Origin of the sequence: Neoroseomonas lacus (assembly GCF_014644535.1) — a bacterium.
Taxonomy (GTDB): Bacteria; Pseudomonadota; Alphaproteobacteria; order Acetobacterales; family Acetobacteraceae; genus Neoroseomonas; species Neoroseomonas lacus.
This window is the reverse complement of record NZ_BMKW01000003.1, coordinates 198,014-216,233: the sequence shown is the minus strand read 5'-3', so window position 1 is coordinate 216,233 and position 18,220 is coordinate 198,014. Positions and strand designations below refer to the sequence as shown.

Below are 18,220 nucleotides of genomic sequence, written 5' to 3'. Positions count from 1 at the left end.
CGGCGCTACCTGGCGCCGAGCATGCCGCGCGCGACGATCAGGCGCATGATCTCGTTGGTGCCTTCGAGGATGCGGTGCACGCGCAGGTCACGCACGATCTTCTCGATGCCGTAATCGGCCAGGTAGCCATAGCCGCCGAGCAGTTGCAGCGCGTCATCGGCGACGCGCGAGCAGGTGTCGGTGACGAAGCGCTTGGCCATGGCGCAGAATGCCGTCGCATCCGGGGCGCGCGCATCGAGCTTCGCGCAGGCACGCCACAGCAGCGCGCGTGACGCCTCCAGCTCGATGCGCATGTCGGCCAGCCTGAATTGCGTGTTCTGGAAATCGCTGATGGCCTTGCCGAAGGCGCGGCGCTCGCGCGTGTAGTTCAACGCGATCTCGAGCGCAGCCTCGGCACCGCCCAGCGAACAGGCGGCGATGTTCAGCCGCCCGCCATCGAGGCCCGCCATGGCGAAGCGGAAGCCCTGCCCCTCCTCGCCGAGCAGCGCGGTCGCGGCGATGCGCGCATCCTCGAAGATCACCTGCCGGGTCGGCTGTGCGTTCCAGCCCATCTTCCGTTCATTGGCGCCAAATGACAGGCCGGCCGTCTCCTTCGGCACCAGCACCGCCGAGACGCCGGCGGGCCCGTCGCCGCCAGTGCGCACCATGGTCAGGTAAAGGTCCGAGACGCCGGCGCCGGAGATGAACTGCTTCGTCCCGTTCAGCACATAGCCTTCATTGTCGCGCGCAGCGCGGGTGCGCAGCGCGGCGGCATCCGAGCCCGAACCCGGTTCGGTCAGCGCGTAGGAGGCGATGCGTTCCATGGTGACGAGCGACGGCAGGTGCTCGGCGCGCTGCGCGTCGGAGCCGAAGCGGTCGATCATCCAGGCAACCATGTTGTGGATGGACAGGTAGGCCGCGACGGTCGGGCAGCCGGTCGCCAGCGCTTCGAACACCACCGCGGCGTCGAGCCGCGTGAGGCCCGATCCGCCCGATTCCTCGCGCACATACAACGCGGCCATGCCGAGCTTGGCGGCCTCGCGCATTTCGTCGATGGGAAAATGGCGTTCCTCGTCCCAGCGGCGGGCGTTGGGGGCGAGCACCTCGGCGGCGAAATCGCGCGCGACGGCTTGAAGTTCGCACGTTGCTTCCGGCAGGTCGAAGGCGTTGGTCATGATGTTCTCTCCCCCAGGCGCGACGATACAAGAACGACGGCAGAAGAGAATGCCGCCCCGCCCAGCGCCAACAGACAGAAAAAGGGTGGGGGTTCGGGGGAGGTTCTCCTCCCCCGACCTCACTCGGCTGCGATCGCCGGTGCCTCGATGGCAACAAGCCGTGCCCGCGTCGCGGCCAGGTTGCGCGCCTTGATATGCCCAAACCCCTTCACGCCCGCCCAGGCCTCGGCCCATTCGGCCGCGAGGGCGGGCGTGCCGAGCAGACGCTCGACCCCGGCGCGGAATTCGCCCGGCAGCGCGCGCTCCGTGCGACGTTCCTCACTGCGACCGAAGGGGTCGAGCGCGGTGCCGCGCAGCATCTTGCCATGCTGCAACAGCCCCATCGCCTTGAACATCCAGGGCCCGAAGACGCGCTTGGCGGGCACGCCGGTCACCGGGTCGGCCTTGGCCATTACCGGCGGGGCGAGGTGCATCTCGATGCGCTGCGTACCGGTGAAGCCGTGCGCGAGCGCGTCCTTCCATGCCGGCAGGCTGTGCAGGCGGGCGACTTCGTATTCGTCCTTGTAGGCCATCAGCCGATGCAACTGCGTGGCGACGGCGCGGGTGAGGCGTTCGTCGCCGGCGGCGCGGACCTTGGCGACGAAGTCCTCGTAGTCGTGGGCGTAGCGGGCGTTCTGATAGGCGGTGAGGTCGGCGACGCGACGGACGACCAACGTGTCGATCGTCTCCGCGACATGGGCGGGTGGCGCGAGGTCCTCCAGCGCCGCCGCCCGGCCACGCGCGAAGGCTTCCTTGTTCAGCGCCACCTGCGCGGCGTTGAGTTCCAGCGCGCGGGTGATCGCCTCGGATGACAGCGGCACCAGCCCGCGCTGATAGGCGATGCCGAGCAGGTAAACGTTGAGATAGACCGCATCGCCGAGTTCCTCGGTGACGCGCGTCGCCCCGCCTAGCGCGATGGTGTCGCGGCAGGCGTTGCGGATGCTCTCGAGCATCTCGGCACCGTGGTAGCGCGTGCCGGTGTCCTTTACGAATTGCGCGGTGGGGGCGAGGTCCGCATTGACCACCGCCGCCGTGCGGTCTGGCCCGAGCAGCGGCCGCGCGGTGCGCCCATGCGCCACCACCATGTCGGCCGCGATCAGCAGGTCGGTGCCACCGGCGGCGATGCGCGCGCCGGGGATGCTGTCGGGGCTCGCGCCCGGCGGGCCGATGCGCAGCTGCGCGTAGACGCCGCCGCCCTTCTGCGCGAGGCCGAGATAATCGAGGCTGCGCAGGGGCCGCCCTTCGAGATGCGCGGCCTGGGCGAGGATCGCCGCGAGCGAGGAGACCCCCTGCCCGCCAACGCCGGCCATCAACAGGTTCCAGGCCTCGCCCTGCACCTCGGGCCGCACCGGCTCCGGCGGCGCGGCACCCGAAGCGGTGACGTGATGTTCCGCGGGTTTCGCGCCGACCAAGGTGACGAAGGACGGGCAGAAGCCACCCAGGCAGGACAGGTCCTGGTTGCAAGCGGATTGGTCGATCTTACGCTTGCGGCCGAATTCGGTGTCCACCGGCTCGACCGCCAGGCAGTTCGAGGCGCGCGAGCAATCGCCGCAATCCTCGCAGACACGCGGGTTGATCATCACCCGGCGCTCGGCCTTGGGGGCGAGGTCGCGCTTGCGCTTGCGGCGACGTTCGGTCGCGCATTCCTGGTCGTAGATGATGGCGGTGACGCCTGGAACGTCGCGCAATACGCGCTGCACGGCGTCGAGTTCCGAGCGGTGATGGAAGCCGGCGGTCTTCGGGATCAGCGGATTGCCGCGATGGCGGTCGGGGTCGTCGGAGACGATCTCGATTCGCTCCACACCTTCGGCATGCAGCTGGGCGGCGATGTGCGGGACATCAATCTCGCCTTCGGGCGTCTGGCCGCCGGTCATCGCGACGGCGCTGTTGACCAGCACCTTGAAGGTCATGTTGGCCTTGGAGGCCACGGCGAAGCGCACTGTCAGCGAGCCCGAATGCCCCCAGGTGCCGTCGCCGATATTGGCGAAGACATGCTTCTCCGTGGTGAAGGGCGCCTGGCCGATCCAGGGCATGCCCTCGCCGCCCATCTGGGTGAACAGGTCCGAATTGCGGTCCATGTTCTTGGCCAGGTAGTGGCAGCCGATGCCGGCCAGGGCGCGCGAACCCTCGGGGATCTTCGTCGATGAATTATGCGGGCAGCCCGGGCAGAAATACGGGTCGCGCAGGTGCAGCGGCACGGTCTGCTGGCTGGCCAGCGCGTCGAGTTCGGCGATGCGTTCATGCAACCGGTTGGTGCGCAGCGGCGCCGGCAGACGGGCGGCGAGCGCGCGCAGGATCTGGCCGATGTCGAGCTCGGTCAGGTCTGACAGCAGCGGGCGGCCATTCTCATCCTTCTTGCCGGTGACGCGTGGGCGCACCGGCGCATGGAACAGCGCGTCGCGCAGTTGCCATTCCATCACCGGGCGGCGGTCCTCGATGACGAGGATTTCCTCCAGGCCCTCGGCGAAAGCACGCGCGGCCTCGGCATCCAGGGGCCAGGCCAGGCCGACCTTCCAGACGCGCAGGCCGTGTTCCCGCGCGAAACCTTCGGAGATGCCGGTATCTTCCAGCGCCTGGCGCAGCACCGCATACGCCTTGCCACGCACCGCGATGCCGAAGCGGGCATTCGGCGAATCGAGCGCGATGCGGTCGATGCCATTGGCCCGCGCGAAGGCCACCGCGGCCGGTAGCTTGAAATGCCGCAGACGTTCTTCCTGCGCGATCGGGTTGTCGAGCAGGCGGATATGCAGCCCGTCGGCCGGCATCGGCAGCCCGACCGGGTCGCGCGTCGCATAGCGTGCCGGGTCGAGAAGCACCGTCATCGACGCATCCATCGTGTCGGCGACGCATTTCACGCCCGCCCACAGCCCGGCGAAGCGCGAGAGGGCGATGCCCTTCAAGCCGAATTCCAGCACCTCCGCCACATCGGCCGGGTCGAGCACCGGCATCTCGGCATCCATGAAGGCGTATTCGCAGCCCGAGGTGATGGTCGAGGACTTGCTGGACGGATCATCGCCGGCCAGCGCAATCACACCGCCCTTGGGCATGGTGCCGGCGGAATTGGCGTGGCGGAACACGTCGCCCGAGCGGTCGATGCCGGGCCCCTTGCCGTACCAAATGGCAAAGACGCCATCGACGCGCCCACCGGGCGTCAGCCCGACCTGCTGCGAACCCCACACCGCCGTGGCGGCGAGGTCCTCGTTCAGCCCCGGCTGGAAGACGATGTCATGGGTGGCGAGACGCTTCTGCTGGCGCGCCAGTTCCTTGTCGAAACCACCAAGCGGAGAACCGCGATAGCCGGAGATGAACCCGCCGGTCTTCCACCCCAGGGCGGCGTCCATCTCCTGCCGCAGCATCGGCAGGCGGACCAGCGCCTGGGTGCCGGTCAGCAGCACCGGTCCGCCGGTCGCGTCCCAACGCTCCTCAAGTGTCGCCTCTGGTCGGATGATGCTGCCCATAACGGTCATGTTGGTACGCTCCGGCGATCCTGCCAATGCCAGGATGATGCGCCATCGCGCGCGGCGTTTTCTTTCGATTTCTGTTGTGCAATGCCGAAGAGGCGGAACATCCTTCTGACATGGACGCCATAGATCGACGGATCCTCCGTGCCCTCGCCAACCGCGCGCGGCTGACCAACACCGAATTGGCCGAGGAGGTGGGCCTGTCCCCCTCCCCGTGCTGGACGCGGGTGAAGCGCCTGGAACAGTCAGGCGTGATCCAGGGCTACCACGCGCTGCTCGACCAGGCGGCGCTCGGCCTGCCTGACACGGTGATCCTCGAGGTGATGATGGAACGCCATGACGACACCCATCTCGAACGCTTCGAGCAGGCGGTGATGGCGATGCCTGAGGTGCTGGAATGCTGGCTGGTGACCGGCGAATACGACTACGTGCTGAAGGCTGCGGTCGGCGGCACGGCCGGGTATGAGAAGCTGCTGCGCGAGAAGATCTACCACCTGCCTGGTGTACGGCACACGCGCACGGCGTTCACGCTGCGCTGCCTGAAGCGGGTGATATCGCCGGTGCCGTAGTGTGGCGTGCCCTCAGACACCGGGCGGGCCGCATGCGCGGCCGTTGGCTTCGCGCGGGGACGGCACATTGGCGGCCACGTCCCGTCGCGCCGCGCGCTCGCGGTCTGCGCCTCTGGCCTACGATGGAAGGTGGCTTTGGCTCGGATGGCCGCCATGACAGACCCCGGCCCGATGCCCAAATCGGGCCGCGACCGCACAGCGCGACCGCGCCCAGATCGTCAGCCCCCGGCGCGCCAATGCATGGCGCGAAGGCAAGCGGCCCCAATGGGCCGCGCCCGCCATCCGAGGGTCAAGCAAGGCTCATCGTCGCTCGCCTATGGCGAGCGACGATGATCAATGACCTTCCTGCTCGTCGAAATGCACCTTGATGGCGTTGAACGCGTTCAGCACACCGAACAACACCAAGCCCCAGCCGAAGATCGAGATGCCGACATCGCGCGCCGCCGCGGCGAGGAACAATCCGCCCAGCGCGAGCACCACATAGGCCACCATGAAAAACACGCGGGCACCGCTCATTTCGGCGTCTCCTTGCGAGGGTTGTCATCGAACAGGATGCGTGCGGCCGCTCCGTCCAGGTCGTCGTATTGGCGCGACCGCAGCGCCCAGAGAAATCCGGCGAGGCCGATCAGACCCAGCACCAGCGAGACAGGGATCAGGAAGATCAAGGCGTTCATCGCTCAATCCTTCGCTGCGCGCAGCGCGTTCAGCACCACGATCAGGGAGGATGACGCCATTACCACTGCCGCGATCACCGGCGTCACCAGCCCCACCGCCGCCACCGGCACCGCGAAGGCATTATAGACCAGCGAGAAGCCGATATTGCCGCGCGCGATCGCCTGCGCCCGCCGCGCGATGCGGATGGCCGCCGGCAAGGCCGACAGCCCCTCCCGCTGCAACACCAGGTCCGAAGCGGTTTGCGCCAAATCCGTCGCCCCGGCCGGACTCGCCGAGACATGCGCCGCCGCGAGTGCCGCCGCGTCATTGATGCCGTCACCCACCATTAGCGGATGGCGGCCTTCGTCGCGCAGCGTGGCGATGCGCGCCTGCTTGGCAACGGGGTCCACGCCGGATCGCCAATCCGTGATGCCGGCCTGCCAGGCGATTGCCGCGACCGCCCCCTCGCCATCGCCCGACAGCAATTCCGCCGACAGGCCCAGCGACTTGAGCGCGGCGACCGCTGTCGGCGCGTCCTCACGCATCCGGTCGGCGAAGCGGAAGCTGACGGGGGCGGCATCGCCATCGCGCAACACCATGGTCATCCCATCGGCCGAAGCACCCAGCCCGCAGAAGGCCGGCGAGCCAAGCCGCGCCGCACCGCATTCCAACCCCTGGCCAGGGATTTCGCGCACGCCTTCGGCGAGCGGCGCGTCCGGGCAGGCCCGCACCAACGCCTGCGCCAGCGGATGACGCGACGCCTTTGCCATCGAGGCGGCCCGGCACAGCACAACGTCATCCTGGGCATCGGGCACCAGCACCGACCGGCCTTCGGTCAGCGTGCCAGTCTTGTCGAGCACGACATGGTCGGCCGTGGCGAGCCGTTCCAGCGCGGTCGCCGAGGTGACCAGCACGCCGCGGCGGAAGAGCGCGCCTACCGCGACGACCTGCACCGCCGGCACCGCCAGCGCCAGCGCGCAAGGGCAGGTGATCAGCAGCACGCAGACCGCATTGACGAGCGCAACCTGCCACGGCGCCTCAAGCAGGCCCCACCAAGCAAGGAAGGTGGCCGCCGCCACGAGGTGCACGACCGGCACATAGAAACGCGCGGCGCGGTCGGCGATAGCGACGAAACGCCCCTTGGCCTGTTCGGCGCGTTCGAGCAGCCGGGCCATGGCAGCGAGCGAGCCATCCTTTGCAGCGGCGCTGACCGTCATGGTGAAAGCGGCGCCCATGTTCACCGCACCGGCCGGCAGCGCGTCGCCGGCGGCGAAGAGGCGCGGCACGCTCTCGCCGGTTGTCGCCGCGGCATCAAGCAGCGCATCGACCGTCGCCACACCATCGAGCCGCAGCCGTTCACCGGCGGAGACCAGCACGCGATCCCCGGCGGCGACCGCCTCGGCCGGCACCGCTTCCAGATGCCCATCGGCCAGCAGGCGAGTGACCATGCCTTCCTGCAGCGCCAGCAATTCCGCGACCGACTGCCGCGCCCGCCGCCGCGCCGCGCGGTCGAACACCCGCCCGGCCAGCAGCAGCGCCAGCAGCATCGTCGCCCCGTCGAACCAGGTGTAGGGCCCGTTGCGCAACGTCTCGGACAGCGACATTGCCGCCGTCGCCAACACACCGAGCGAGACGGCGAGATCCATAGATGGCCGCCCGGCCCGGATCGCCGCCCAGGCCGAACGGTAGAACGGCATGCCGGCGACCAGCACGACGGGCATCCCGATCATCGCCGCCAGCCAATGCAGACCGTGCCGCAGCGACGGGCCCATATCACCGCCGACCCAGACGGCGACGGAGATCAGCATGATGTTCATCGACCCGAAGGCCGCGATGCCAAGCGCGCGGGTCAGCGCGCGGCCCTCGGCATCCTCGGTGGCGCGCAGGCAGGCCGGTGACCATGGCGCGACACGGAAGCCGAGCCGGCCGAGCAGCGCCGCGATGTCATTCGCCCGCGCCGCCTCGCCACGCCAAGTGACGGTCAGCCGGCGGGCGGAGAGCGACGCCCGCGCCGACAGCACGTCGGGCTCCGCCGCCAGCGCCTGTTCCACCAGCCAGATGCAGGCGCCGCAGGTCAGGCCGGAGACCACCAGTTCCAGCCGCTGAGTGCCGTCGCGCAACTGCTCCGCGAAGGGCGCGAGGTCGAGCCCTGCCACCATCGTCTCCGGCCGCAGCGCACCGGCCTCGGTCTCGCGCCGCGCGTAGAAGGCGGACAGCCCCAACCCCGCCACCAGCGCATGCGCACCCTCGCAGCCGGCACAGCAGAAGCGGTCCTGGCCGGGGGCGAGCCGCGCGCCGCAATGCGCGCAGCCGGCGGCCGAGACCGCCTCCGACGCGACAGGCTGCGCGCGGCCGAGGATGCTCACGGCACCAAGACCCGATGGCGGATGTCGAAGGGCGTCTCATGCGGGCCAAATAGGGTCAGCCGTGCTTCCCACTGGCCGCGTTCGGGCGGCTGCACCTCGGCCGCCCAGCGGCCAGACCCGCGCGGCCCGAAGCTGAGGGCAACATCGACCCCTTCGAGCGGCCGCCGCAGCACGCCTTCGATGCGGCCAGGCACCGGATGTCCCTCGCGATCGAGGGCGACGACGCTGAGCTGCCCGCCGGCGTAGGTCACCACCGTCCGCCAACCCAGCGCATCCTGCCGTGCGGCCTCGGCGATCACCGTGTCGTAGTGGCGCCCCTGTTCATAGGCGCGCGGCACCGTGACGCCGGTGAAGGTGGTGATCGCGAAGTAGATCAACAGCCCGTTCACGCCGAAGACAACGAGAAACCCGCCAACAAAAGCCCAAGGGATCCAGCGGCCGCGCCGCGGGTCGTATCCGGTCGCCGGCATGGTCGCCCTCATGACTTCGGCCCCAGGAAGTTGCTCGATTGGCTGGCGACAGCGCGGCCCTGCGCGTCCAACAGGCGGAACGTCACCGGCGTGTCGTCATGCAGACGCATGCCATGCGGTGCGGTCAGGAAGACGCGATACTGCGCGATGCCATCGGCGCGGCGGGTCAGCAGCGGACGGCCGCGCGCATCGTTCTCGACATCCTGCACCACCATGCGAATGCCTGCCGGTGCCTGTATCTCAAGCGCCAGCGCGGCCTGCTCGCGCGTCTTGTTGACGATCTTAATGGTGTAGCCGTTGCGGATCGACCCGTCGGACAGCCGCACGAACAGTGGCGCGCGGTCGCGCAACACGGTCACGTCCAAGGTCGAGCGCATCAGGAAGGCGCCGAGCATCACCAGCGACACCACCGCCAGCGCGCCGGCATACATCATGGTGCGCGGGCGGATGAAGCGCGGCACATGGCGCACCGCCATGCCGGCCGCAAAGCGCGCCTCGCCCGGCGCCATGCCTGCCGTCGCGGCCGCACTGGCCGAGAGGTTCTTCAAGGTCTCGAAGGCGACCAGCCCCTTCGGCCGACCGAGCTTGCCCATCACGCTGTCGCAGGCATCGACGCACAAGCCGCAGCCGATGCATTCGAGCTGCTGGCCGTCGCGGATGTCGATGCCGGTCGGGCAGACATGCACGCAGGCGAAGCAGTCGACGCAGTCACCGACGCCCTCGGCCTTCAGCTTGCCGCGCGGTTCGCCACGCCAGTCGCGATAGGTGACGACGAGCGAATTCTCATCGAGCATCGCCGCTTGGAAGCGCGGCCAGGGGCACATGTAGGTGCAGACCTGCTCGCGCGCCCAGCCGGCCAGCAGGTAGGTGAAGCCGGCGAACAGGCCGAAGAAGAAATACACCTGCACCCCGGCCTCGCCAGCGAGGAATTCCCGCGTGATGGTCGGCGCATCGTTGAAATACATGACCCAGGCGCCGCCGGTCGCCGCCGCGATCAGCGCCCAGACCAGATGCGTCAGCCCCTTGCGGGTCCAGTAGTTCGCGTTGTGCGGCCCCTGGTCGAGCTTCATCCGCGCGTTGCGGTCGCCCTGGATCCAGCGTTCGACCCACATGAACAGGTCGGTCCAGACCGTCTGCGGGCAGGTGAAGCCGCACCACAGCCGGCCGAACAGCGAGGAGACGGCGAACAGCGCGAAGGCGCCGAGGATCAGCGCGCCGGTCAGGAAGTAGATCTCCTGCGGCCAGATCTCGACCCAGAAGAAGAAGATGCGGGCATTGGTGATGTCCACCAGCACCGCCTGGTCGGGCACGCCGGGGCCACGGTCCCAGCGGATCCAGGGCACGACGTAATAGAGCGCGAGGCAGAGCGCGAGCACTGCCCATTTCACCGACCGAACGGGGCCGAAGACGCGCTTCGGATAGACCTTCTGCCGCGACGCATAAAGCGGCTGCGCGGCGGCGGAGGCGGGTGCCTCCGCCGGCCGGTCTGCCTTGGCGCGATGCGGTGCCTCGACGGTGCTCATGTCACTTGTCCTGTCGGAGGGGGGCTACTCGCCCCCACCCAGAGCGTGCACGTAGACGGTCAGCATATTGATGGTCGCGGGGTCGAGGCGGCCCTGCCAGGCCGGCATCACACCCATGCGCGGGTTGTTCACCATGGCGATGATGTCGCGCTTGGTGCCGCCATGCAGCCAAACCAGGTCGGACAGCCGCGGCGCGCCGAGCTCGCGATTGCCCACGCCACGCTCGGCATGACAGGCGACGCAGTTCTCGGCATAAACCGTCTCGCCGCGGGCGACCGCCGCTGCATCGGTCGACTGCCCCGACAGCGACAGCACATACTCCGCGACATCGCCGATCTGCGCCGCGGTCAGCATGCCATCGGCTCCGAAGCGCGGCATCAGGCTGGTGCGCGCCTCGTTATCCTCGGCATTGCGGATGCCGTGGCGGATGGTCGTCTGGATCGCTTCCAGCGAGCCGCCCCACAGCCAGTCGTCATCGACCAGTGCCGGGTAGCCGCCCACCGCACCTTGCCCGCCCGCGCCATGGCAGGCAGCGCAGTTGTTGGCGAAGGCGACGCGCCCGCCCGCCAGGGCGAAGTCGCGCATCTGCGGATCGGCGGCGATCTGCGTGGGCGTCGCCTCGCGCAGCCGCGCCATCATCGGAGCGTTGCGCGCCGTGGCCTCAGCCATCTCGCCGACGATGGCCTCCCGCGCGATCCAGCCCGACGTCCCGTTCCAACCTGGCCAGGACGGGTAGATCACCACCCACACCGCCGCGAAGGCGATGCAGGCATAGAAGGAGTACAGCCACCACTTGGGCAGCGGCGTGTTGAGTTCCTTCAGCCCGTCCCATTCATGGCCGGTGGTCTCCCGTCCGGTCAGGCCGTCCTTCTCGATCTTGGTCGGCATCCTTGGATGCTCCTCAGCGTGGGCCGCGGGCGGGGCGGTCGCCGGGCAGCGCATGCGCGTGCCCGGGCTCGTCCCGCAGGGGAATGTCTGCCTGGGATTCGAAGTAGGTCTTCTTCGAGGGCCGCAGCACCAGCCACAGCATCAGGATGAAGAGCACGAAGAACCACACCACCCAGAGGCTGCGCAGCAGCGGCAGGTGTTCGATCAGCTGAGCCATCGCACCCTCCTCACTGGCGCAGCTGCGCGGGTGTCACGTCGCGGAAATCCACGAGTGTGCCGAGCATCTGCAGATAGGCGACCAGCGCATCCATCTCGGTGATGCTGCCCGGGTCGCCGTCGAAGGCACCCTGGCGGGCGCGGGCGTAGCGGCTCTGGAAGGCGCCGCCATCGGCGTCGGGGCGCGCCTGCGCCTCGAGGTCGGCGCGCGCATTGGCGACCATCTCCTCGCTGTAGGGTACGCCCACGGTGCGCAGGGCACCCAGCCGTTCCGCGATGTCCGAATAGTCGAGCGGCCGGTCGAGGAAGGCGTAGGGCGGCATCACCGAGGCCGGCACCAGCGCGCGCGGGGAGCGCAGATGCGCCGCATGCCAGTCATCAGAATACCGCCCGCCGACGCGCGCGAGGTCGGGCCCCGTGCGCTTCGACCCCCACTGGAACGGGTGGTCGTACATGCTCTCGGCAGCGAGGCTGTAGTGGCCGTAGCGTTCCAACTCGTCGCGGAAGGGGCGGATCATCTGGGAATGGCACAGGTAGCAACCTTCCCGGACATAGATGTCGCGGCCCATCTGTTCGAGCGGCGTGTAGGGGCGCACCCCCGCCACGCGCTCGATGGTGGTCTCGACCGCGAAGAGCGGCACGATCTGCACCAGGCCGCCGATCGAGACGGTGATGAGGGTAAGCACCCCCATCAGCACCAGGTTGCGTTCAATGACGCCGTGGTCGCGAAGCCAGCGGAACATGCGCGTGTCCTCCCTATTCCGCAGCGACGGCGATGGCGGAAGCGGCCGCAGGCTCGAGCGTCAGCGCCGGGCTGCTGGTGACCGTCTTCCAGAGGTTGAAGACCATGATCAGCCCGCCGGCGAGGTAGAGCACGCCGCCCAGCGCACGGATCACGTAGTAGGGGTGCATGGCCGCGACCGTCTCGACGAAGGAGTATTGGAGGAAGCCGAGCTCGTCATAGGCGCGCCACATCAGGCCCTGCATGATGCCCGACACCCACATCGCGGTGATGTAGAAGACGATGCCGAGCGTCGCGAGCCAGAAGTGCCAGGCGATCAGCTTCTCGCTCCACATCGCCTTCTTCTTCCACAGCACCGGGAACAGATAGTACAACGCGCCGAAGGTGATGAAGCCGACCCAGCCCATCGCCCCCGAATGCACATGGCCGATGGTCCAGTCGGTGTAGTGCGACAGCCCGTTCACCGCGCGGATCGACATCACCGGCCCTTCGAAGGTCGACATGCCGTAGAAGCCGACGGCGGTGACCGAGAAGCGCAGCGACGCATCGGTCCGCAGCTTGTCCCACGCGCCCGACAGGGTCATCAGCCCGTTGATCATGCCGCCCCAGGACGGCATCCAGAGCATGACCGAGAACACCATGCCGAGTACCTGCGCCCAGTCGGGCAGCGCGGTGTAGTGCAGGTGGTGCGGACCGGCCCAGATATAGAGGAAGATCAGCGTCCAGAAGTGCACGATCGACAGCCGGTAGGAATAGACTGGCCGGTCGGCCTGCTTAGGGATGAAGTAGTACATCATCCCGAGGAAGCCGGCGGTCAGGAAGAAGCCCACCGCGTTGTGGCCGTACCACCACTGGATCATCGCGCCCTGCACGCCCGCCGGGGCGGAGTAGGAATGCGACGAACCGAGGCTGACCGGGATCGAGATGTTGTTGCCGATGTGCAGCATCGCGATGGTGATGATGAAGGCGAGGTAGAACCAGTTCGCCACGTAGATGTGGGGTTCCTCGCGCTTGATGATCGTGCCGCCGAAGACGACCAGGTAGGCCACCCAGACGATGGTCAGCCAGATGTCCACATACCATTCCGGCTCGGCGTATTCCTTGCCCTGGGTGATGCCCAGGACGTAGCCGAGGGCGGCCATGACGATGAAGAACTGGTAGCCCCAGAACAGGAACCAGCCGGCATCCGCGCCACCAAACAGCCGCGCGCGGCAGGTCCGCTGCACGACGAACAGCGAGGTGCCGATCAGCGCATTGCCGCCGAAAGCGAAGATGACCGCGCTGGTATGGACCGGGCGCAGCCGCCCGAAGGTCGTCCATTCCAGGTCCATGTTGAGCAGCGGGAAGGCCAGCTGCGTCGCGATGAGGACCCCCATCAGGAACCCGACCACGCCCCAGAAGGCCGTGGCGATGGCGAAGGCGCGGATCGGCGCCTCGACATAGCCGACCTCCTCCACCCTCACGGCCTGCCCCGGAGCCAGGGCGGCGGTTGCAGTTGCTGCTGCCACGACCAATTTCTCCTCAAGCGGCGCTGCGGCGGAGTCGCCACACGCACCATGGCTGGGAAGGAAGCGCTGGCCCGGGTCGCCGTCCTTGATCCGGATCAATTCTTCCGCAGTGCAGCAGTCTATGGTCAAACCGTGTCCAGGGCGCCACCAACCCTGGGGGAGGAACATCAACCATGCCGAGCGACGTGCAACCCATTGCCAGCCGCATCACCATCCGTGCCGTCGCGCCGGACCGGCCGTGGATGTGGTTGACCGCAGGCTGGCAGGACCTGATGGCCAATCCGCAGATCGGCTTTTTCTATGGCGCGGCGCTGACGGCGGGCGGCTGGCTGCTCGCACTGCTGCTGCTGTGGCTGCACAGCGCCTGGGTGATCCTGCCGGCCTCGGCGGGCTTCTTCATGGTCGCGCCCCTGCTGGCCGCAGGGTTGTACGAGGCGTCACGTCTGCGCGAGGCGGGCCAGCCCGTGACCATCGACGCCTGCCTGCGCGGCTTCACACGCAATGGCGGGCAGCTCGCCTTCATGGGCGTCGTGCTGCTGCTACTGCATCTGTTCTGGGTGCGCGTCGCGGCGCTGATCTTCATGCTGATGTTTGGCATCAACTTCGCCCCCGCGCTCGAGGACGTGCCGATGGCGATGCTGCGTTCGCCGATGCTGCTGCCGTTCCTGGTCGTCGGCACCGCGGCCGGCGCGGTGCTGGCGGCGGTCGCCTTCGCCATCTCGGCGGTGTCGATCCCGATGCTCGTGGACAAGCCGCAGATGGGCGCCTTCGAAGCGGTCGCGATCTCGTTGCGCGCGGTTATGGCGAACCCCGCCGCGATGGTGTTCTGGGCTGGGCTGATCGTGGTGTTCACCGCGATGGCGATGGTGCCGTTCTTCCTCGGCCTCGCGCTGGTGATCCCGCTGGTGGGGCACGCCACCTGGCACGCATATCGGGACCTGGTGGCGTAGAGGGCACCCTACGCGGCGACGCGCACCGCCATCGCGGCCAGCATCACCCCGTTCAGCGTGAACAGCGCCGCACCGACCATGCGCATGCCAGGCCCGGCGCGCCGCCCGAAGAAGCGCCCGAGCAGGGCCACACCCATCAGTGCCGGCATCGTGCCGGCCACGAAGGCGACCATGGCCAGCGCACCGCCCAGCATCGAGCCGGTCGCCGCCGCCCCGGCGAGCGCGCCGTAGAGCAACCCGCAGGGCAGCGCCGAGAGCATCAGCCCCAGCGCCACGCCACGCAGCCCGGTCGGCGCCGACAGCAGGCCGCCGAGCCGCCGCTGCAACCCGGCCGGCAGTCGCGGCGCCGGCATCCGGGGCAGCAGGGCGGCGATGCGGGCCGAGGCCTGCGCGAACATCAGCAGCGCCGCGACGCCGAGCAGCACCGCGAGGACGAAGCGCAAGCCGGTGCCGAAAGCAACCACGCCGGCGAGCCCGCCCGCCACGGCGCCGAGCATTCCGTATCCGAGCATCCGCCCCAGGTGATACGGCAGCAGCGCCGCGCCCGAGAGCCGCGCCAGCATGCCGCCCGCCTGCGCCCTGTCGGCCACCGCCGCCGCCTGGGCGATGACGAAAGGCCCACACATCCCCGCGCAATGCGTGGCACCACCGGCGAGTCCCGCGAGAAACAGCGCCACCATCACGGCCGGTAGCCCGCCAGGCCCGAGGGCCGTCAGGTCGTGCAGGCAATTCGACAGATAGTCCATGCGCATCCTCTAGCACGATCCGGGAGGGCCGACTTGCGGCGGCGCAAGGCCTTGCCGGATGGGCGAACGGCGACAGCCCCGATGTTCCGGGTCGTGAAACCACTCCGCCTCTCATGCGCTGCCCGTCCGGGTGATTTCACGCAGACGGGAACTGCTCTAAACGCGACGCATGATGCGTCCCCTCGCCCTCACCATGGGAGAACCCGCCGGCATCGGCGCCGAGATCGCCGCCGGCGCCTGGTCCGCCTTGCGCGCGACCGGGCCGGTGTTCTTCCTGATCGACGATGCGACGCGGCCCTTCGCCGTGCCGGTGCAGGCGATCACCGCGCCGGAGGAAGCCGCCGCCGTATTCCAGCAGGCGCTGCCGGTGCTGCACCGGCCCCTGCCCCACCCACCCGTCGCCGGCAAGCCTGACATCGCCAACGCCGCCGCCGTCATCGCCGCCATCACCGAGGCGGTGGAACTGGCCCGGGCCGGCCGCGCCGCCGGCGTGGTGACCAACCCGATCCAGAAGGCGGTGCTGACCGCCGCCGGATTCAAGCATCCAGGCCATACCGAATATCTCGGCGAGATCGCCGGCACAGGCGTGCCACCCGTGATGATGCTGGCCTCGGCCGAGCTGCGCGTCGTGCCGGTGACGGTGCATGAGGCGCTGGCCGTGGCGATCGCCCGGCTGACACCGGCGATGATCGTCGAGACCGCGCGCATCACCGCCCGCGCGCTGCGCGAGGAATTCGGCATCGCCCGGCCGCGCCTGGCCATCGCCGGTCTGAACCCGCATGCCGGCGAGGCCGGAACCATGGGGCGCGAGGATATCGAGATCGTCGCCCCGGCCGTCGCCACCCTGCGCGCCGAGGGCATCGAGGCGCGCGGACCGATGCCGCCCGACACCATGTTCACCGCCCTCGCCCGGCCGACCTATGACGCGGCGATCTGCCTGTATCACGACCAGGCCCTGATCCCGATCAAGACGCTCGACATGGCCGGCGGGGTGAATGTGACGCTTGGCCTGTCGATCGTGCGCACCAGCCCGGACCATGGCACGGCGCTCGACATCGCCGGCACCGGGCGGGCCGACCCGTCGTCACTGATTGCCGCGCTGCGTCTCGCAGCCGAACTCGCCCACGCACGGGGAACCGCATGACGCATCTCGATTTCTCGGTGAATGTCGACCACGTCGCGACCTTGCGGAATGCGCGCGGCGGCACCTTCCCCTGCCCGGTCGAGGCGGCGCGCATCGCCGTCGAGGCGGGAGCCGATGGCGTGACGATGCACCTGCGCGAGGATCGCCGCCATATCCGCGACCGCGACGTGGAGCGCGTGCGCGCCGAGATCGCCGCGCCGCTGAATTTCGAGATGGCGGCGACCGAGGAGATGGTCGCCTTCGCCGAGCGCATCCGCCCGCCCTATTGCTGCCTGGTACCGGAAAAGCGCGCCGAACTGACCACCGAGGGCGGGCTCGACGTGCTGCGCCCGGGGCCGTTCCTCAAGCAGGCCATTGCGAGGCTGCGGTTGGCCGGCGTGCGCGTGTCGATCTTCATCGAGGCCGACCCGGCGCAGATCGAAGCCGCCGCCGCGCTCGGCGCGCAGGCGATCGAGCTACACACCGGCACCTATGCCGAAGGGCCGGTGGAGCACCGCGCGGCGCAGCTGGCACGGCTGAAGGCCGGTGCGGCGGCGGCGAAGGCGGCGGGGTTGCTGTGCCATGCCGGCCACGGCCTGAACTACGACACCGTCGCCGACATCGCCCGCATGCCGGAGGTGACCGAGGTCTCGATCGGCCATTTCCTGATCTCGCAATCCGTCTTCGAGGGGCTGGGGGCGACGGTGCGGCGCTTCCGCGCCATCATGGATGCAGCGCGCAACATCTAGAACGCAATTGGCTCACCTTCGTACGCCCATCACGCTCCAACCCATTGTTTGATCGCGTGATTCAGACCTCAGATGCATAGGCAGCCGCGGTCATCACGCTCAGAGGAAACGCCATGCCAACGCTGACCGTCGACGGCTACCCGCTCGCCTATGCCGAGGCCGGCTCCGGCCAGCCCGTGGTGATGATCCATGGCACGCTGGGCGACCAGCGCTCCTGGTCCGGTCAGATGGCGGGCTTCGGCGCGAAATATCACGCCATGGCGGTCAGCCTGCGGCATTGCTGGCCGGGCAAGTGGGAGGATGGCGGCGACTTCACCATCGCCCGCCACACCGCCGACATCGCCGACTTCATTCGTGGGCTGGGGCTGGGCAAGGTGCGGCTGATCGGCCATTCGCGTGGCGGGCACATCGCCTTCCGCGTCGCGCAGCATCATTCCGAGCTGATCGAGGACCTGGTGCTGCTCGAGCCGGGCGGCGAGCTGGATGAAAGCCTCGGCGGCGCACCGCCGGCGGGCAAGCAAGGCACCGCCTTCGCCAAGGCGGCCGCACTGATCGCCGAGGGCAAGGTCGAGGAAGGCCTGACCGTCGTCGCCGAGCATACCGGCGGCCCCGGCGCCTGGGAGAAGCGCTCGGAGGCGCGCAAGGCGGTCAACCGCGACAACGCCACCACGCTGCTCGGGCAGATCAACGAACAGCGCAGCCCCTATGCCAGGGCCGAGGCGGAAGGCATCCGCACGCGCACCCTGCTGGTCGGCGGCGGCCAGTCCCAGCCGCAATTCGGGCGCATCCTCGACGCGCTGGAAGCCCATATGCCGAACGCCAGGCGGGTGACGATCGCCCGCGCGGCGCACAGCGTGCAGGCGGACAACCCGGCGGATTTCAACGCCGCGGTGCTCGCCTTCTTCGCCGCCGGCTGACACGGATCGGCGTTGTTGACGGCGCCGGTGCGCCTGCCGAAGATGCTCTCATGATCGCGCGCCTGCCCCTCCCCGCCCAGCGACGTCGCCATGGCATCACGGCGCGGGGCAGCGCGTTCCATCCGATGCCGCGACGGTCTGGCCA

At 68.9% G+C, this 18,220-nt stretch carries 17 protein-coding genes; 5 read left to right on the top strand and 12 right to left on the bottom strand.

Going from position 1 to position 18,220, the window contains the following annotated elements:
• Positions 1-5: 5 nt before the first annotated feature.
• Together IEY36_RS07480 and IEY36_RS07475 are read right to left on the bottom strand one after the other, a co-directional pair.
• A complete protein-coding gene (locus IEY36_RS07480) occupies positions 6-1,154 on the bottom strand; it encodes an acyl-CoA dehydrogenase family protein (protein WP_188966339.1) in 1,149 nt (382 codons plus the stop codon).
• Between the two features lie 119 nt (positions 1,155-1,273).
• Positions 1,274-4,660: an indolepyruvate ferredoxin oxidoreductase family protein gene (locus IEY36_RS07475; protein WP_229681195.1), complete on the bottom strand. Its 3,387-nt coding sequence runs from the start codon at positions 4,658-4,660 to the stop codon at positions 1,274-1,276.
• A gap of 110 nt (positions 4,661-4,770) precedes the next feature.
• On the opposite strand from IEY36_RS07475, the gene IEY36_RS07470 reads away from it, so the two are divergent.
• Positions 4,771-5,223 carry an Lrp/AsnC family transcriptional regulator gene (locus IEY36_RS07470; protein ID WP_188966338.1) on the top strand — a complete coding sequence of 151 codons (453 nt, stop codon included), beginning with the start codon at positions 4,771-4,773 and terminating at the stop codon, positions 5,221-5,223.
• A 333-nt stretch (positions 5,224-5,556) separates the two neighbouring features.
• Here the strand turns inward: IEY36_RS07470 and IEY36_RS07465 are convergent, their stop codons facing one another.
• Genes IEY36_RS07465 through ccoN form a run of 9 tightly spaced genes read right to left on the bottom strand, consistent with a single transcriptional unit; the run spans position 5,557 to position 13,590 of the window.
• A complete protein-coding gene (locus IEY36_RS07465) occupies positions 5,557-5,739 on the bottom strand; it encodes a hypothetical protein (protein ID WP_188966337.1) in 183 nt (60 codons plus the stop codon).
• Positions 5,736-5,897: a cbb3-type cytochrome oxidase assembly protein CcoS gene (gene ccoS, locus IEY36_RS07460; protein WP_188966336.1), complete on the bottom strand. Its 162-nt coding sequence runs from the start codon at positions 5,895-5,897 to the stop codon at positions 5,736-5,738. The genes IEY36_RS07465 and ccoS overlap by 4 nt, the downstream gene beginning before the upstream one ends.
• A gap of 3 nt (positions 5,898-5,900) precedes the next feature.
• Positions 5,901-8,243: a heavy metal translocating P-type ATPase gene (locus IEY36_RS07455; RefSeq protein ID WP_188966335.1), complete on the bottom strand. Its 2,343-nt coding sequence runs from the start codon at positions 8,241-8,243 to the stop codon at positions 5,901-5,903.
• Complete coding sequence (locus IEY36_RS07450) at positions 8,240-8,713, bottom strand: FixH family protein (protein ID WP_188966333.1); 474 nt, start codon at positions 8,711-8,713, stop codon at positions 8,240-8,242. The genes IEY36_RS07455 and IEY36_RS07450 overlap by 4 nt, the downstream gene beginning before the upstream one ends.
• 8 nt (positions 8,714-8,721) lie before the next feature.
• Positions 8,722-10,236 carry a cytochrome c oxidase accessory protein CcoG gene (ccoG, locus tag IEY36_RS07445; RefSeq protein WP_188966331.1) on the bottom strand — a complete coding sequence of 505 codons (1,515 nt, stop codon included), beginning with the start codon at positions 10,234-10,236 and terminating at the stop codon, positions 8,722-8,724.
• Positions 10,237-10,260: 24 nt separating this feature from the next.
• Entirely contained in the window at positions 10,261-11,124 is an 864-nt protein-coding gene (gene ccoP, locus IEY36_RS07440; protein ID WP_188966329.1) for a cytochrome-c oxidase, cbb3-type subunit III, read from the bottom strand.
• A 13-nt stretch (positions 11,125-11,137) separates the two neighbouring features.
• A complete protein-coding gene (locus IEY36_RS07435; protein ID WP_188966328.1) occupies positions 11,138-11,341 on the bottom strand; it encodes a cbb3-type cytochrome oxidase subunit 3 in 204 nt (67 codons plus the stop codon).
• Positions 11,342-11,351: 10 nt separating this feature from the next.
• A complete protein-coding gene (gene ccoO, locus IEY36_RS07430) occupies positions 11,352-12,083 on the bottom strand; it encodes a cytochrome-c oxidase, cbb3-type subunit II (protein WP_188966326.1) in 732 nt (243 codons plus the stop codon).
• Positions 12,084-12,096: 13 nt separating this feature from the next.
• Entirely contained in the window at positions 12,097-13,590 is a 1,494-nt protein-coding gene (gene ccoN, locus IEY36_RS07425) for a cytochrome-c oxidase, cbb3-type subunit I (protein WP_188966324.1), read from the bottom strand.
• Positions 13,591-13,763: 173 nt separating this feature from the next.
• On the opposite strand from ccoN, the gene IEY36_RS07420 reads away from it, so the two are divergent.
• Positions 13,764-14,540, top strand: a complete 777-nt coding sequence (locus IEY36_RS07420; RefSeq protein WP_188966322.1) for a DUF2189 domain-containing protein — start codon at positions 13,764-13,766, stop codon at positions 14,538-14,540.
• A gap of 8 nt (positions 14,541-14,548) precedes the next feature.
• Here IEY36_RS07420 and IEY36_RS07415 read toward each other — a convergent pair whose 3' ends face one another.
• The gene (locus IEY36_RS07415; RefSeq protein ID WP_188966320.1) at positions 14,549-15,286 is read right to left on the bottom strand and encodes a sulfite exporter TauE/SafE family protein; all 738 of its coding nucleotides are present in this window, start codon (positions 15,284-15,286) and stop codon (positions 14,549-14,551) included.
• Between the two features lie 169 nt (positions 15,287-15,455).
• Between IEY36_RS07415 and pdxA the strand changes: the two genes are divergently transcribed.
• From pdxA to IEY36_RS07400, 3 genes are all read left to right on the top strand, one after another.
• Positions 15,456-16,430 carry a 4-hydroxythreonine-4-phosphate dehydrogenase PdxA gene (gene pdxA / locus IEY36_RS07410; protein ID WP_188966318.1) on the top strand — a complete coding sequence of 325 codons (975 nt, stop codon included), beginning with the start codon at positions 15,456-15,458 and terminating at the stop codon, positions 16,428-16,430.
• Entirely contained in the window at positions 16,427-17,158 is a 732-nt protein-coding gene (locus IEY36_RS07405) for a pyridoxine 5'-phosphate synthase (RefSeq protein ID WP_188966316.1), read from the top strand. Before pdxA ends, IEY36_RS07405 begins: the two co-directional genes overlap by 4 nt.
• 113 nt (positions 17,159-17,271) lie before the next feature.
• Entirely contained in the window at positions 17,272-18,075 is an 804-nt protein-coding gene (locus tag IEY36_RS07400) for an alpha/beta fold hydrolase (protein ID WP_188966314.1), read from the top strand.
• Positions 18,076-18,220: the final 145 nt, after the last annotated feature.